A 14838-nucleotide genomic window follows, 5' to 3' on the forward strand; every position below is an offset into this window, starting at 1 on the left:
GGCGGGCGCCGGCCCGTCTCGCACCCGAATCCGACTCGAGACACAGGAGCCGAACGCCATGGCCGGACCCCGCCACGACCCCGCCGACTACCGTCCCCGCGACATCGTCCCGATCCGCCGCGCGCTGGTGTCGGTGAGCGACAAGACCGGTCTGCTCGCCCTCGGCGAGGCCCTCGCCTCCGCGGGCGTCGAGATCGTTTCGACCGGCGGCTCCGCCACGCTGCTGCGCGAGGCCGGGTACGAGGTCACCGACGTCTCCGCGGTGACCGGGTTCCCCGAGTCGCTCGACGGGCGCGTGAAGACGCTGCACCCGAACGTGCACGCCGGTCTCCTCGCCGACCTGCGCCTGGCCTCGCACGAGGCGCAGCTCGGAGATCTCGGCATCCGCCCCTTCGAGCTCGTGGTCGTGAACCTCTACCCGTTCGTCGAGACCGTGGCATCCGGTGCCGAGGGTGACGACGTGGTGGAGCAGATCGACATCGGCGGCCCCGCGATGGTGCGCGCGTCGGCGAAGAACCACGCCAACGTCGCGATCGCCGTCTCGCCCGAGTCGTACCCCGCGATCATCGAGGCGCTGCAGACCCAGGGCGGCACCAGCCTCGTGCAGCGCCGCGAGCTCGCCGCGCGCGCCTTCTCGCACACCGCCGCGTACGACACCGCGGTGTCGACGTGGTTCGCCGAGGGCACGCTCGGTGACGACATCGACCTGCCCGCGCACCTCACGATCCAGGCCGAGCGCCTGTCGACGCTGCGCTACGGCGAGAACTCGCACCAGCGCGCGGCGATCTACACGCGCGTCGGCGGACACGGTATCGCCCAGGCCACGCAGCTGCAGGGCAAGGAGATGTCGTACAACAACTACGTCGACGCCGATGCGGCGCTGCGCGCGGCCTTCGACATGGTCAAGCCCGCCGTCGCGATCATCAAGCACGCCAACCCGTGCGGCATCGCGGTCGCCGCCCCCAACGCCCTCGACCCGATCGCCTCGGCTCACCTGCGTGCGCACGAGTGCGACCCCGTCTCGGCGTTCGGCGGCGTGATCGCGGCCAACCGCACGGTGACGCTGAAGATGGCGGAGAACCTCCGCGACATTTTCACCGAGGTCATCATCGCGCCCGACTTCGAGCCCGAGGCGCTCGAGGTGTTCAAGCTGAAGAAGAATCTCCGCGTCCTGCAGCTGCCCACCGACTGGCAGCAGGAGCGCATGGACGTGCGCCTGGTCTCGGGCGGTCTGCTGCTGCAGGATGCCGACCGCTTCCCCGACGACATCGAGTCGGTCGCGAAGAACTGGGAGCTCGTCTCGGGCGAGCGTCCCGCGGAGGCCGACATGGAGAGCCTCATCTTCGCGTGGAAGTCGTGCCGCGCCGTGAAGTCCAACGCGATCGTGCTCGCCCAGGCCTCGGCCACGGTCGGCATCGGCATGGGTCAGGTCAACCGCGTCGACTCGTGCCGCCTCGCGGTCGAGCGCGCGGGCGACCGCGCCCACGGTTCGATCGCGGCATCCGATGCCTTCTTCCCCTTCGCCGACGGCCCGCAGGTGCTGATCGACGCCGGCATCTCGGCGATCATCCAGCCCGGCGGATCGGTGCGGGATGCCGAGGTCGTCGACGCCGCGCGCGCCGCCGGGGTGACCATGTTCTTCACGGGGGAGCGTCACTTCTTCCACTGACGCACCGGGCCCTGCGCGCGGGTCGAGCGTTCCGGCGCCGTAGTGACGTCGGTTGCGGCGGCGCCGTCGCGTGCGCGGGGCGGGGCGAGGTGCGCGAGCTCGGGTTTGGGGCGCATTTCGCCGTTCGGGGCGTGAGAATACCGCCCCGAACTCGGAAACGCGCCCCAAAAAACACTCCCGCGCACTCGGAGACGGGACGTAGCGCACGGCACCGCGCCGGCGGATCACCGACCGGCGGATGCCACGCGACGGCGAGTGGACCGCGCGCCGCGGAAGACGCACACCCCAGAGTTGTCGCATGCAGGAAGCGTCCGGATCCGTGGCCCGCCGCGGCCTCGCGTGGGGCGGCCTTGGCGTGCTCGCCTTCTCGTTCACGGTCATCTTCACCCGTATCGCCGTCGCGCAGCTCGATCCGCTCTTCGTAGGAGCGGGGCGCGCGGTGGTGGCCGCGATGATCGCGGGCGTCGCCCTCGCGGTGACACGGGCGCGGATCCCGTCATCCCGACAGGTCGCGCGCCTCGCGATCGTGGGCGGGGGAGTGGTGCTGGGCTTTCCGCTGTTGACCTCGTTTGCCCTGACCACGGCACCGGCCAGCCACGGTGCCGTCGTGATCGCCGTGCTCCCCGCGGCCACCGCGGTGGCTGCGGTGATCCGCACGCGGGAGTCCCCGGGGTGGGCGTTCTGGATCACGGCGGTGATCGGGGCCGTCGTCGCCGTGTCTTTCGCTGTGGCCGGGGGAGCCGGTGGCCTGCACGCCTCCGACCTGCTGCTGCTCGGCGCGGTCGCCGCCGCCGCGGTGGGGTACGCCGAGGGGGGAGTGCTCTCCCGCGAACTCGGCGCCTGGCAGACGATCTCGTGGGCCCTGGTGCTGTCGAGCCCCGTGATGGTCGGCCTCACGGTCGTCTCCGCGATGCGCACGCCGGTCACCGCGGATCCTGCTGCGTGGGGCTCGTTCGCGTACCTCGCCGTGGTCAGCATGTTCCTCGGCTTCGTCGCCTGGTACCGAGGTCTCGCGATCGGGCCGATGGCCCGCGTCAGTCAGCTGCAACTCGCCCAGCCGGTACTCTCCCTCGCCTGGGCGGCTCTGCTGCTCGGCGAGCGACTCACCGCGGTCACGGTCGGGGGCGGCCTCGCGGTGATCGTGTGCGCGGCGATCGCCGTGACGGTCCGCCAGCGCTCCACCGCACGCACGGCCGCGCGGCCTCACGAGGTGACGGATGCCGCTGCGCTCACGCGCTCATCTCGATGAGCTTCGCGACGGTGTTGTTGTTGCGCGCGGTGCCGACGACACCGAGTCGCTTCTCGAACCATCCCGCCTGCAGCTTCGAGCCGCCGATGCCCTCCGGATAGCGGACGAAGACCTCGCGGCCGTCGAGGACGGCGTCTTCGGGAATGCCCGGCGGCAGCTCGAGCGGCGTCGTCGGCGCGACGTCGAGGAACACCGTCTGCACCCACCGCCCCTCCGCGGCCTCGGCCCAGGGATTGCGAGCCCGTGCGTCGGCGAGTTCGCGGTGCGTGCGCACCATGACGGGCAGGTCGAAGCCGAAGGCGCCCCGGACCGCGTCGCGGATCGTCTCGGCGAGCTCGCCGGAGGAGCGGCCACCGTCGTCGAGGACGACGTTGCCCGCGACCTGCAGCGTCTCGACGTCGCCCAGACCGGCGGATGCCAACACCTCGCGCAGCGCGGGCATCTTCAGCGCCGTCGGACCACCGACTCCGCGGATCAACGCGACGGCACGCGGCACGGTGCGACCCTCCCTGCCCGAACGACGACGGAGGACGGGCGGCCCCTCATCATGCCGAGTCGCGGCCCAGCGTCTCGAGCAGCCGCAACCACACTTCGCTGACCGTCGGGTACGACGGCACCGCGTGCCAGAGTCGCTTCACGGGCACCTCGCCCACGACGGCGATCGTGGCGGAGTGCAGCAGCTCGGCGATGTCGGGGCCGACGAAGGTCGCCCCCACGATCACGCCCCGGTCGAGGTCGACGATCGCGCGGGCTTTGCCGACGTAGGCGTCGGACTGCTCGCTCGAACCGGCGATGCTCGCCAGGTCGTAGTCGAGCAGCTTGACGTTCAGGCCCTTCTCCTCAGCCTTCGCGGCGGTGAGACCGACGGATGCCACTTCGGGATCGGTGAACGTGACCTGGGGCACGGCGTCGTGGTCGGCCGTGGCGACGTGCGCACCCCACGGGGCGTCGTCGACCTCGTCGCCCTTCGCGCGGGCGGCGATGACGTCACCGGCGGCGCGTGCCTGGTACTTGCCCTGATGAGTGAGGAGCGCACGGTGGTTGACGTCTCCGACCGCGTAGAGCCAGTCCGAGCCCCGTACGCGGAGGGTGTCGTCGACGTCGAGCCACTCGCCGGGGGCGAGGCCGACGGCATCCAGTCCGAGGTCCTGTGTGCGGGGTGTGCGTCCGATCGCGACCAGCACCTCGTCGGCTGTGACCGTCGATCCGTCGGAGAGCTCGAGTACCACCTGTCCGTCGTCGCCGCGGCGGACGTTCGTCGTGTCGGCGCCGGTCTTCACCACCACCCCACGGTCGCGGAGCGACGACGCCACCAGCTCACCCGCGAACGGCTCGTTGCCGCCCAGCAGCCCGGAACGGGCGATGATCGTGACCTGTGCGCCGAGGCTGTCGAAGGCCGTGGCCATCTCGGCGCCGACGACCCCGCCGCCGATGATCGCGAGGGAGCCGGGGATCTGCTCGACGGCCGTAGCCTCGCGGCTGGTCCAGGGGGAGACGTCGGCGAGCCCCGGGATGTCGGGGAGGAGCGCTGCGGACCCGGTGCACACCGCAACGGCGTGCCGGGCGACGAGGTCGGTGGTGCTGCCGTCGACGGCGGTGACGCGCACCGTCTTCTCGCCGGTGAGGGTTCCGTGACCGCGGACGAGGTCGATCCCCGCCCCCTGGAGCCACTGCACCTGGCCCGAGTCGTCGTAATTGCTGGTCATCGTGTCGCGGCGTCGTAGCACCGCCTCGACGTCGAGGCCGCCCGTGACCGCCTGCTTCGCGCCGTCGACGTCGCGCGCGGCGCGCAGGGCTGCGCCGCTGCGTAGCAGTGCCTTCGACGGCATGCACGCCCAGTACGAGCACTCGCCGCCGACGAGCTCGGACTCGACGATGACGGCGGTGAGGCCCGCCTGCACGGCACGGTCGGCGACGTTCTCGCCGACCGGGCCCGCACCGATGACGATGAGGTCGTATTCGCGTTCGCTCATGCCCTCACGCTAGCGGGGGCCCCCGACATCGGGGAGGGGTTGCGGTGGTGGCCCGGTGGTCCCGAGACGTGCATGGTGGTCCCGGCCTTCGTCCGTCGCCCTGGCTACGGGCCGCAGCTCACCGGCCCACCCCGCACGGCATCCGACAACTCCCAACGGCCGTGTCCGATTTCCGCCAGCCGATGTCGGAGGTCGGTGGCAGGGTGGATGCCATGACCCCCACCGCCGTCGACGCGCCGGACTTCCCCGAGCGCTACCGCGTCATCCAGTCTCGCGACCGCCGCTTCGACGGGCAGTTCGTGACGGCTGTGCGATCGACGGGCATCTACTGCCGGCCGAGCTGCCCCGCGCGCACCCCGAAGGAGGAGAACGTCACCTTCTACGCCACGTCCGCGGCGGCGCACGAGGCGGGCTATCGCGCGTGCAAGCGGTGCCTTCCGGAGGCCGCTCCGGGTTCGCCCCTGTGGGACGTCCGCCAAGACGTGGTGGCCCGGGCCATGCGCCTCATCGCCGACGGGGTGGTCGACCGCGAGGGCGTTCCGGGTCTCGCCCGTCGCCTGGGCTACTCGTCGCGACACCTCACGCGGCTCCTCACCGCCGAGCTCGGCGCGGGGCCCCTCGCCCTCGCGCGGGCTCACCGCGCCCACACCGCGCGGGCCCTGCTCGTGGGCACCGATCTGTCGTCGGCCGATGTGGCCTTCTCGGCCGGTTTCTCCAGCATCCGTCAGTTCACCGACACGATCGGCGAGGTGTTCGGCATGACACCCAGCGCCCTGCGCTCCCGGCGGTCCGCGACCGCGCGCAGCGAGGCAGCGGCCGGCGAGATCGACCTGGCCCTGCCGGTGCGGGGCCCCATCGACACGGTCGGGCTCTTCGGGTGGATGCGCGCACACGCGATCCCCGGCGTCGAGGTCGGCGACGACCGGTCCTTCGCCCGGGTGCTGAGGCTGCCCGGCGGGCCCGCGTGGTTCGAGGTACGCCGCGCCGATGACGGCAAGCTGCGTCTGCGCGCGCGCCTGACGGCTCTCGCCGACCTCGGCACCCTCATCGCGCGGGTCCGGCGACTCTTCGATCTCGACGCGGATCCGCTCGCGATCGACGGCGCTCTGGCGCGGCATCCCGAACTCGCCCCCGCGGTGGCGGCCATCCCCGGTGTCCGCGTCCCCGGGGCGATGGATGCCGACGAGATGCTGTTGCGCGCCATGATCGGCCAGCAGATCAGCGTCGCCTCGGCCCGCACCATGCAGGGGAGACTGGCCGCGGAGCTCGGCGAGCCCGCGAGCGTGGCGCCCGAGCCGATGACGCTGTTCCCGCCGCCCGCGGTCATCGCCGAGCGCGGCCTCGAGGTCCTGCGCGGACCCGCGGCGCGCATGCGCGCGATCGTCGAGACCGCCGGAGCCCTCGCCGACGGATCGCTCGAGATCGGTCCCGGCGACGACGGCGCCGAGCAGCGGGAGCGCCTCCTCGCGATGCGGGGGATCGGTCCGTGGACGGCCGACTACGTGCGCATGCGCGTGCTCGGCGACCCCGACGTGCTCCTGCCCGGCGATGTCGCGGCGCGCGCCGGCGCGGCGCAGCTCGGCCTGCCCTCCGACCCGGCCGGATTCGCCGCGTGGTCGCAGCGACTTGCTCCCTGGCGCAGCTACGCGATGGCGCACTACTGGTACGCCGCCCCGGTGACGCAGGCGTGGCGCTCGCCCGCCGAGACGGCTGCCACGGCGGCTGTCACCCGGCCGCGTCGCCGCGCGGCGGCCGTCGACGTCGTCGCGAACGGCATCACCGTGGCGTTCGACGACGTCGCCCCTGCCCCGGATGCCGCGGCTCCCGCGCCCGGCGCGTCCGGGGCGCCCGCGCCGCACGGTCCCCGCGCAACCGCGGCCCGCGATGCAGCGTCCGCGTCCGCGGCGGCCGTGCGCGCGGCATCCGCCTCCGCGACACCCCGCCTTGAGGCCGTGCGCGCGGCACCCGCACCCCGCCCCGGCTCGACCACCCTCCCCGACGCAGAAAGCGAGACCCCCGCATGACCACGGCCACCCTGCAGTTCGTCGACACCCCCGACGGTGCCTTCGCGATCCTCGCCGACGACGCCGACCGCGTGATCGTGTCCGGCTGGACCGACGATCCCGAGGCCGTCCTCGCGCGCCTCCGACCCGACCGTCGACCGGACGAGGTGTCCGAGGGGCGGACCGCCGCGGCCGAGGCCGTTGGGGCGTACTACGCGGGCGACCTCGCAGCGATCGACGACGTCGAGGTCGCCCAGCAGGGCACGGCCCTGCAGTTGGCCGGGTGGCAGGGCCTGCGCCGCATCGCCCCCGGTGCGCCCCTCACCTACACCGGGTTCGCGACGGCGCTGGGTTCTCCCACCGCGGTGCGGGCTGCGGCATCCATCTGCGCCCGCAATGCGGTCGCGCTGTTCGTCCCGTGCCACCGGGTGCTGCGGGGCGACGGCACGATGGGCGGCTTCGCGTGGGGCACCGACGTGAAGCGGCGCCTGCTCGCGCGCGAAGCGGCGGCCTGAGCGCCGAAGACACCCTTGCCTTCAGCGTTCTCACAGGGTTACTCTGGAGGGCTGTCGTTCCCCCGGCGATGGCTTCACCAGATCAAGGAGGATGCCATGGACCAGATCGACGCCCCCGTCGCCCCGGCCGCCGCGTCCTCCGTCGCTGCGCGTCCCGGCCGACGCCCCTAGGGCCCGCGTCCGCGCTCCGGCGCCTCCGCTGCGCCCCGACCGACGGTCTTCGTCGCGCCTTCGGCTTCCCTGTCCGCGCCCGATCCCGGCGCCCGCTTCGACCCCACGAGGATCATGACACCCTCTTCGTCCACACCCCGTCTGTCCACTCCGCGCGCGCTCGCGCGTCTGCTGCCGATCGCTCGGCCCGTCCTCCCGCGGCTGATCGCCGGCGCCGTCACGGCGCTGATCGCGAGTCTGCTCGCCCTCGCCATCCCGCTCGTCCTCGAGCAGATCGTCGCCGGCCCCATCGCCTCCCTCGACCCGATAGCGCTCGTATGGGGCTCGCTCGTCGTACTCGCCCTCGGTCTCGCCGAGGCGGCCATGGTGTGGCTGCGCCGCTGGTTCGTGCTCGCGCCGGCGACGAAGGTCGAGTACGACCTGCGTCAGTCGTTCTACTCACGCCTGCAGCGCCTGCCCGTCGCCTTCCACGACCGCTGGCAGTCGGGGCAGCTCCTCTCGCGCATGATGCAGGACATCAGCATGCTTCGCCGGTGGTTGGCCTTCGGTGTCATCCTGCTCGTCGTCAACCTCCTGACGATCGCGATCGGCGCCGTGCTGCTCTTCCGCTGGCACTGGCTGCTCGGTGCGCTGTTCCTGGTCACGTCCGCCCCCGTCATTTACGTCGGATTCCGCTTCGAGAAGCGCTACGGGGCCCTCACCCGCCAGAGCCAGGACCAGGCGGGCGACCTCGCGACCTCCGTCGAAGAGAGCGTCCACGGCATCCGCGTGCTCAAGGCCTTCGGCCGCGGCAAGCACGCGCTGCAGAAGTTCACGCGCCAGGCCGAGTCGCTGCGTGAGACCGAGATCGACAAGGCCCGCGCGGTCGGCTGGATCTGGTTCTGGCTGGTGCTGCTGCCCGACATCGCCTTCGCCGTGTGCCTCGGAGCGGGAATCGTGCTGACGCAGCTCGAGCAGTTGCAGGTGGCCGAGCTCGTCGCCTTCTTCGCCATGGCGACCGTGCTGCGCTGGCCGATGGAGTCGATCGGCTTCCTCTTCTCGTTCCTGCTCGACGCGCGCACCGCGACCGACCGCATCTTCGAGGTGTTCGACGAGCAGAACACGATCGTCGACCCGGAGGATCCGCGCTCGATCGCCACCCCCCGCGGCGAGCTGACCTTCGAGAACGCGCATTTCCGGTACCAGGATGCCGCCGCCACCGAGCCCGATCTGCTCGACGGTATCGACCTCACCCTGCGTCCGGGCGAGACGATGGCCCTCGTCGGGCTCACCGGCTCCGGCAAGACGACGCTCACCACCCTGCCGGGCCGGCTCTACGACGTGACGGGCGGGCGCGTGCTGCTCGACGGCGTCGACGTGCGCGATCTGTCGCTCGCCGAGCTGCGGCGCCACGTCGGGATGGCCTTCGAAGACGCGACGCTGTTCTCGCAGACGGTGCGCGACAACGTGCTCCTCGGTCGGGAAGACCTCGCCCCGGGCTCGCCCGAGGCGGAGGAGATCCTCCGCGAAGCCCTCGAGGTCGCGCAGGCCCGTTTCGTCCACGACCTGCCCGACGGCGTCGACACGATCATCGGCGAAGAGGGACTGAGCCTCTCGGGCGGCCAGCGCCAGCGACTCGCGCTCGCCCGCGCTGTCGCGGCCCGCCCCGCCGTGCTCGTCCTCGACGACCCGCTGTCGGCGCTGGACGTCGACACCGAGGCCCTGGTCGAAGACGCCCTGCGCGAGGTCCTCAGCGAGACGACGGCGCTGGTCGTGGCGCACCGTCCGTCGACGGTCACCCTGGCCGACCGCGTCGCGCTGCTGCAGGACGGGCGCGTCACCGCCGTCGGCACCCACTCCGACCTGCTGCGCGAGAGCGAGCACTACCGGTACGTCATCTCGAGTCTCGAAGAGGCCGAGCGCGAAACGCGCACGGGTGCCATCCCCGTCATCCCGTCCGACGACACCGTCTCCCCGGCACGTTCGCGCCGCCCCGCGGCATCCGCCGGAGACGCCCCCACCCCGCCCGACTCCGCCGTCGGCGCCGCCGCGGCCGACCAGTCCGCCGACGCCCTCACCGAGAAGGAGGCGACCCGATGAGCACCGCGACCGTCTCGGGAACCAGTGGCGAAGATCGCTCCGACTACACGCGCGCCGAGAGCAAGGCCATCCGGCAGCGTTCCCTCCGTCTGCTGGGATCTCTCGTCTCGCCGTTGCGGTGGCAGCTCGTGCTGGCCGCGGCCGTGCTCGTCGTCTCCACCGCGCTTCGCGTGGCGGGCCCCGCGCTGATCGCCTACGGCATCGACAATGCCCTGCCCGCCGTCATCGACCGCAGCGATTGGATGCCGACCTACGGCGTCGTCGGCGTGTACCTGCTCGCCGGTATCGGCGGTGCCGTGCTGATCGGCTGGTACGTCGTCGTCGCCGCGCGCCTGACGCAGGCGATCATGCTCGACCTGCGGAAGCGGATCTTCCTGCACACGCAGAAGCTCAGCCTCGAGTTCCACGAGTCGTACACCTCGGGACGCATCATCTCGCGCCAGACGAGCGACCTCGACACCATCCGAGAACTGCTCGACGGCGGCCTCAACGAGCTGGTGTCCGGCGTGCTCTACGGCCTGTTCACCCTCGGCGCGCTCTTCCTCATCGACTGGCAGTCGGGTCTGATCCTCACCGTGATGGGCATCCCGATGTACCTGCTGATGCGGTGGTTCTACTCGCGTTCGCAGGTGATCTACCGCGAGTCGCGCGTGATCAGTGCCCAGGTCATCGTCAAGTTCGTCGAGACCATGACCGGCATTCGCGCGGTGAAGGCGTTCCGTAAGGAACCCCGCAACGACGCCGAGTTCGGCAAGCTCGCCGGCGACTACCGCGACGTGAACATGCGGTCGATCCGTCTCTTCGGAACCTTCGAGCCGGGGATCATGGCGGTCGCCGCCGTGTCGGTCGCGGTCGTCCTGCTGTGGGGTGGCGGTCGCGTCATCGCCGGTCCGCTCGAGATCGGTGTGCTCACGGCCGCTGTGCTGTACGTGCGCAACTTCTTCTCGCCGCTGCAGGAGGTCGCATTTTTCCTGAACTCGTACCAGTCCGCCACGGCCGCCCTCGAGAAGGTGTCGGGCGTGCTCGAGGAGGAACCGACGGTTCCCGACCCGACCGACCCCGTCGACCTGTGGAGCGCCCGCGGGCACATCCGCTTCGACCAGGTCACCTTCGGATACACCGAGGGTCGCGTCATCCTGCCGGACTTCACGCTCGACATCCCCGCCGGCCAGACGATCGCCCTCGTCGGCACCACCGGGGCAGGGAAGACGACGCTCGCCAAGCTCATCTCGCGCTTCTACGACCCGACGCAGGGCGCCGTCACGCTCGACGACGTCGATCTGCGTCGCCTGCACCCGAAGGATCTGCGTCGCGCGATCGTGATGGTCACGCAGGAGGCGTACCTGTTCAGCGGCACGGTCGCCGACAACATCGCGCTCGGCAAGCCCGACGCCACGATGGACGAGATCCGCGCCGCCGCCCGGGCGGTCGGTGCCGACGGGTTCATCGAGAAGCTCCCCGACGGCTACGAGACCGACGTGAACAAGCGCGGAGGCCGCGTTTCGGCGGGTCAGCGCCAGCTGATCTCGTTCGCGCGCGCGTTCCTGGCCGATCCCGCGGTGCTCATCCTCGACGAAGCCACGGCCTCGCTCGACATCCCGAGCGAGCGTCTCATCCAAGACGCGCTGCAGACGCTGCTGGCTGACCGCACGGCCATCATCATCGCCCACCGCCTGTCGACGGTGGCGATCGCCGACCGCGTGCTGGTCATGGAGCACGGCCAGATCATCGAGGACGACGCCCCCGCCGCCCTCATCGCCGGCACCGGCAAATTCGCCCAGCTGCACGCGGCCTGGCGCGAATCGCTCGTCTGACCCGCGTGCGCACCGGATGCCACGTCCCCGCCGGGGCGTGGCATCCGTCGTCAGTCACGCGGAGTGCGGCGGCGAGTTCGCAGGTCGAGGACGCCCCGCAGGATGGATGCCGCGGCCGCCAAAAGCAGGATGGTCGTGGTGGCGATGTTCCCCCACGGCGGGGTGAGCCCCGCTGAACGTGGCTGTGAGCCGCGAGCGCGACTCCGAAGGCGATGGAGAACCACGGTCCGGTCATGGGAACACCCTCAGAACCAGCGTGCTCCAGGAGCGCCCGGGAGCTCGACGCTCACCCGAGAAGCAGAGATCCTTCCCCTCACACGCGGACGCGCGCGATCACCTCGCCGTACTCCGTCTCGTCGACGGGCTCGAACCCCACGCGCTGGAAGAAGGCCTCGGGGCCGCCGACGCCGGGTTCGTAGATGACGTCGACGTGGTCCATGCCGCGACGGCGCGCCTCTTCCAGGAGCTGCCCGAGTGCGAAGCTGCCCACACCGCGGCCCTGGTCGTCGGCGTCGACGTTGATGCGCCACAGCACGGAGCGGAAGTGCTCCTCGGGCGCTTCGCTGTCGAAGTTGGCGCTGACGAAGCCGACGACCTCGTCACCGTCGAGGACCACGCGCTGCCACGAAGTCGACGGGTTCATCACGGTCGCGGCGATGCCGTAGCTGACCGGAGCGAGGAACTGCTCCTGGCCGGGCTTGAGCGAGAGGTTGTTCACGGCCACGATGGTGGCGGCGGACAGTTCGACGAGACGCAGGTCAGCCATGCGCCCAGGCTAGCGGCACCGTCCTCCCGCGCCCAAGATCGCATGCCACCGCATGCGTTCGGTGTCACGGTGTCCGAGCCCGCCCGCCCTCCATCCGTCCCGCCCCGATCACCCGCCGTAGGGTGGATCGATGGATGCCGCCACCCCGCCGCCCGCGCGCCCTCGGATCGAGGGGCCGGGGTGGATGCGCGTCGCCGACCTTCCCCGCGACACCATGGCGCACCCGAAGGCGGCCCCGGAGCACGGCATCCGCGCCTGAACGGGGTGCACGCGACGGAGGCTCACGGCGCAGAACTATCTCGACATCAAGAGACTTTGCCCTGGTGCGATAGGCTGGGTGGCAACCCTGGCCGCCTCTACGGAGAGATCTGACGTGCCCGATTCCACCATCATCTACACGTACACCGACGAGGCGCCGGCACTCGCCACCGCGTCGTTCCTGCCCATCGTGCAGGCCGTCACGAAGCAGGCGGGCGTCGACGTCGAAACCCGCGACATCTCGCTCGCCGGCCGCATCCTCGCGGCCTTCCCGCAGCGCCTCACCCCCGAGCAGCAGGTGGGCGACGCCCTCGCCGAGCTCGGCGGTCTCGCGACGCTGCCCGAGGCGAACATCATCAAGCTGCCGAACATCTCGGCATCCATCCCTCAGCTCAAGGCCGCGATCGCCGAACTGCAGTCGCAGGGATACGACATCCCCGACTACCCCGACGAGGCGTCGAGCGTCGAAGACAAGGACGTGCGGGCCCGCTACGACCGCATCAAGGGCTCGGCCGTGAACCCCGTGCTGCGCGAGGGCAACAGCGACCGCCGCGCGCCCCTCGCGGTGAAGAACTACGCGAAGAAGCACCCGCACCGCAACAAGGCGTTCGGCGAGGGCTCGAAGACCCGCGTCGCGACCCTCGGCCACGACGACTTCCGCTCGAACGAGAAGTCGGTCGTCATCGCCGACGACGACGTGCTCACGATCCAGCACATCGCCGCCGACGGCACCGTGAAGACGCTCAAGGAGGGCCTCAAGGTCCTCCAGGGCGAGATCGTGGATGCCACCTTCCTCTCGGCCGCGGCTCTCGATGCGTTCCTGGCGGACACGCTCGAGCAGGCGAAGGCCGACGACGTGCTCTACTCGGTGCACCTCAAGGCCACGATGATGAAGGTCAGCGACCCGATCATCTTCGGTCACGTCGTGAAGGCGTTCTTCGCCGACGTGTTCGATCGTCACGGCGACGCCCTCGCCGCCGCGGGTCTCACGCCCAACGACGGCCTCGGCTCGATCCTCGCGGGCCTGTCGAACGTCGAGGGCGGCGACGCCATCGCGGCCGAGATCCGCTCGGCGCTCGAGAACGGCCCCCGCCTGTCGTACGTCAACAGCGACAAGGGCATCACCAACCTCCACGTGCCCTCCGACGTCATCGTCGACGCGTCGATGCCGGCGCTCATCCGCAACGGCGGCAAGCTGTGGGGCGCCGACGGGGGAGAGGACGACACCCTCGCCGTCATCCCCGACTCCTCCTACGCCGGTGTCTACCAGGCCACCATCGAGGACGTCATCGCCAACGGCCCGCTCGACCCGGCCACCATCGGCTCCGTGCCGAACGTCGGCCTCATGGCGCAGGCGGCCGAGGAGTACGGCAGCCACGACAAGACCTTCGAGATCGCGGCCCCCGGTCGCGTGCAGGTCGTCGCCTCGAACGGCGACGTGCTGCTCGAGCACGAGGTCGGCACGGGCGACATCTGGCGCGCGACGCAGACCAAGGACGTAGCCATCCGCGACTGGGTGAAGCTCGCCGTCACGCGCGCCCGCGCGACCGGTGTTCCGGCCGTGTTCTGGCTCGACGAGACGCGCGCGCACGACCGCAACCTCATCGCCAAGGTGCACGAGTACCTCGCCGACCACGACACCGAGGGCCTCACGATCGAGATCCTCGCTCCGGCCGAGGCCACGCGGTACTCGCTCGAGCGCATCCGTCGCGGCGAGGACACGATCTCGGTCACCGGTAACGTGCTGCGCGACTACCTCACCGACCTGTTCCCGATCCTCGAGGTGGGCACGAGCGCCAAGATGCTCTCGATCGTCCCGCTGCTCGCGGGCGGCGGCCTCTTCGAGACCGGAGCCGGAGGCTCGGCTCCCAAGCACGTGCAGCAGCTCGTCGAGGAGGACTACCTCCGCTGGGACTCGCTCGGCGAGTTCTTCGCCCTCGCGGCCTCGCTCGAGCACCTCGCCGACACCGCCGGCAATGACCGCGCCCGCGTGCTCGCGCAGACGCTCGACGCCGCGACCGGCACGTTCCTCGAGAACGACAAGTCGCCCGGACGCGCCCTCGGCACGATCGACAACCGCGGCAGCCACTTCTACCTCGCCCTGTACTGGGCGCAGGAGCTGGCGCAGCAGACGACGGATGCCGACCTGGCCGCCGTCTTCGCCCCGGTCGCGGAGAAGCTGGCAGCGGAGGAGCAGACCATCGTGTCCGAGCTCAATGCCGTCCAGGGTCACCACGCCGAGATCGGCGGCTACTACCGCCCCGACACCGCTCTCGTCGAGAAGGTCATGCGCCCCTCGGCCACGCTGAACGCCGTGGTCGACGCCCTGCGCTGAGCCCCG

At 71.2% G+C, this 14838-nt stretch carries 11 protein-coding genes; 8 read left to right on the top strand and 3 right to left on the bottom strand.

The window, feature by feature from the left end; translation table 11 throughout:
* Nucleotides 1–58: 58 nt before the first annotated feature.
* Together purH and B0B15_RS05900 are read left to right on the top strand one after the other, a co-directional pair.
* Entirely contained in the window at nucleotides 59–1669 is a 1611-nt protein-coding gene (gene purH, locus B0B15_RS05895) for a bifunctional phosphoribosylaminoimidazolecarboxamide formyltransferase/IMP cyclohydrolase (RefSeq protein ID WP_076674056.1), read from the top strand.
* A gap of 298 nt (nucleotides 1670–1967) precedes the next feature.
* A complete protein-coding gene (locus B0B15_RS05900; RefSeq protein WP_076674058.1) occupies nucleotides 1968–2918 on the top strand; it encodes a DMT family transporter in 951 nt (316 codons plus the stop codon).
* Here the strand turns inward: B0B15_RS05900 and B0B15_RS05905 are convergent.
* Together B0B15_RS05905 and B0B15_RS05910 are read right to left on the bottom strand one after the other, a co-directional pair.
* Nucleotides 2899–3414, bottom strand: a complete 516-nt coding sequence (locus B0B15_RS05905; RefSeq protein WP_076674060.1) for a DUF1697 domain-containing protein — start codon at nucleotides 3412–3414, stop codon at nucleotides 2899–2901. The genes B0B15_RS05900 and B0B15_RS05905 overlap by 20 nt on opposite strands.
* Before the next feature lie 49 nt (nucleotides 3415–3463).
* A complete protein-coding gene (locus B0B15_RS05910) occupies nucleotides 3464–4891 on the bottom strand; it encodes a dihydrolipoyl dehydrogenase family protein (protein WP_076674062.1) in 1428 nt (475 codons plus the stop codon).
* Nucleotides 4892–5103: 212 nt separating this feature from the next.
* Here B0B15_RS05910 and B0B15_RS05915 point away from each other — a divergent pair, with 212 nt between their 5' ends.
* From B0B15_RS05915 to B0B15_RS05930, 4 genes are all read left to right on the top strand, one after another.
* Nucleotides 5104–6915, top strand: a complete 1812-nt coding sequence (locus tag B0B15_RS05915; protein ID WP_256334194.1) for an AlkA N-terminal domain-containing protein — start codon at nucleotides 5104–5106, stop codon at nucleotides 6913–6915.
* Nucleotides 6912–7409 (top strand): methylated-DNA--[protein]-cysteine S-methyltransferase, encoded by a 498-nt coding sequence (locus B0B15_RS05920; RefSeq protein ID WP_076674064.1) that lies wholly within the window; start codon nucleotides 6912–6914, stop codon nucleotides 7407–7409. The genes B0B15_RS05915 and B0B15_RS05920 overlap by 4 nt, the downstream gene beginning before the upstream one ends.
* Nucleotides 7410–7694: 285 nt before the next feature.
* A complete protein-coding gene (locus B0B15_RS05925; protein ID WP_256334195.1) occupies nucleotides 7695–9659 on the top strand; it encodes an ABC transporter ATP-binding protein in 1965 nt (654 codons plus the stop codon).
* Complete coding sequence (locus B0B15_RS05930) at nucleotides 9656–11473, top strand: ABC transporter ATP-binding protein (protein ID WP_076674066.1); 1818 nt, start codon at nucleotides 9656–9658, stop codon at nucleotides 11471–11473. Before B0B15_RS05925 ends, B0B15_RS05930 begins: the two co-directional genes overlap by 4 nt.
* Nucleotides 11474–11786: 313 nt before the next feature.
* On the opposite strand, the gene B0B15_RS05935 is transcribed toward B0B15_RS05930, so the two are convergent.
* Nucleotides 11787–12239: a GNAT family N-acetyltransferase gene (locus tag B0B15_RS05935; protein WP_076674068.1), complete on the bottom strand. Its 453-nt coding sequence runs from the start codon at nucleotides 12237–12239 to the stop codon at nucleotides 11787–11789.
* 130 nt (nucleotides 12240–12369) lie between these two features.
* Between B0B15_RS05935 and B0B15_RS16770 the strand changes: the two genes are divergently transcribed.
* On the top strand, nucleotides 12370–12498 hold the full coding sequence (locus B0B15_RS16770; protein ID WP_256334196.1) for a hypothetical protein: 129 nt from the start codon (nucleotides 12370–12372) through the stop codon (nucleotides 12496–12498).
* A 114-nt stretch (nucleotides 12499–12612) separates the two neighbouring features.
* Nucleotides 12613–14832, top strand: a complete 2220-nt coding sequence (locus B0B15_RS05940) for an NADP-dependent isocitrate dehydrogenase (protein ID WP_076674070.1) — start codon at nucleotides 12613–12615, stop codon at nucleotides 14830–14832.
* Nucleotides 14833–14838: the final 6 nt, after the last annotated feature.

It is taken from the genome of Microbacterium sp. RU1D (assembly GCF_900156435.1).
GTDB lineage: Bacteria > Actinomycetota > Actinomycetes > Actinomycetales > Microbacteriaceae > Microbacterium.

What these genes read in the sequence shown, in the direction of transcription:
- purH (WP_076674056.1), top strand. Translation starts at nt 59, where the DNA reads ATGGCCGGACCCCGCCACGACCCCGCCGACTACCGTCCCCGCGACATC.
- B0B15_RS05900 (WP_076674058.1), top strand. Translation starts at nt 1,968, where the DNA reads ATGCAGGAAGCGTCCGGATCCGTGGCCCGCCGCGGCCTCGCGTGGGGC.
- B0B15_RS05910 (WP_076674062.1), bottom strand. Translation starts at nt 4,891, where the DNA reads ATGAGCGAACGCGAATACGACCTCATCGTCATCGGTGCGGGCCCGGTC.
- B0B15_RS05915 (WP_256334194.1), top strand. Translation starts at nt 5,104, where the DNA reads ATGACCCCCACCGCCGTCGACGCGCCGGACTTCCCCGAGCGCTACCGC.
- B0B15_RS05920 (WP_076674064.1), top strand. Translation starts at nt 6,912, where the DNA reads ATGACCACGGCCACCCTGCAGTTCGTCGACACCCCCGACGGTGCCTTC.
- B0B15_RS05925 (WP_256334195.1), top strand. Translation starts at nt 7,695, where the DNA reads ATGACACCCTCTTCGTCCACACCCCGTCTGTCCACTCCGCGCGCGCTC.
- B0B15_RS05930 (WP_076674066.1), top strand. Translation starts at nt 9,656, where the DNA reads ATGAGCACCGCGACCGTCTCGGGAACCAGTGGCGAAGATCGCTCCGAC.
- B0B15_RS05935 (WP_076674068.1), bottom strand. Translation starts at nt 12,239, where the DNA reads ATGGCTGACCTGCGTCTCGTCGAACTGTCCGCCGCCACCATCGTGGCC.
- B0B15_RS16770 (WP_256334196.1), top strand. Translation starts at nt 12,370, where the DNA reads ATGGATGCCGCCACCCCGCCGCCCGCGCGCCCTCGGATCGAGGGGCCG.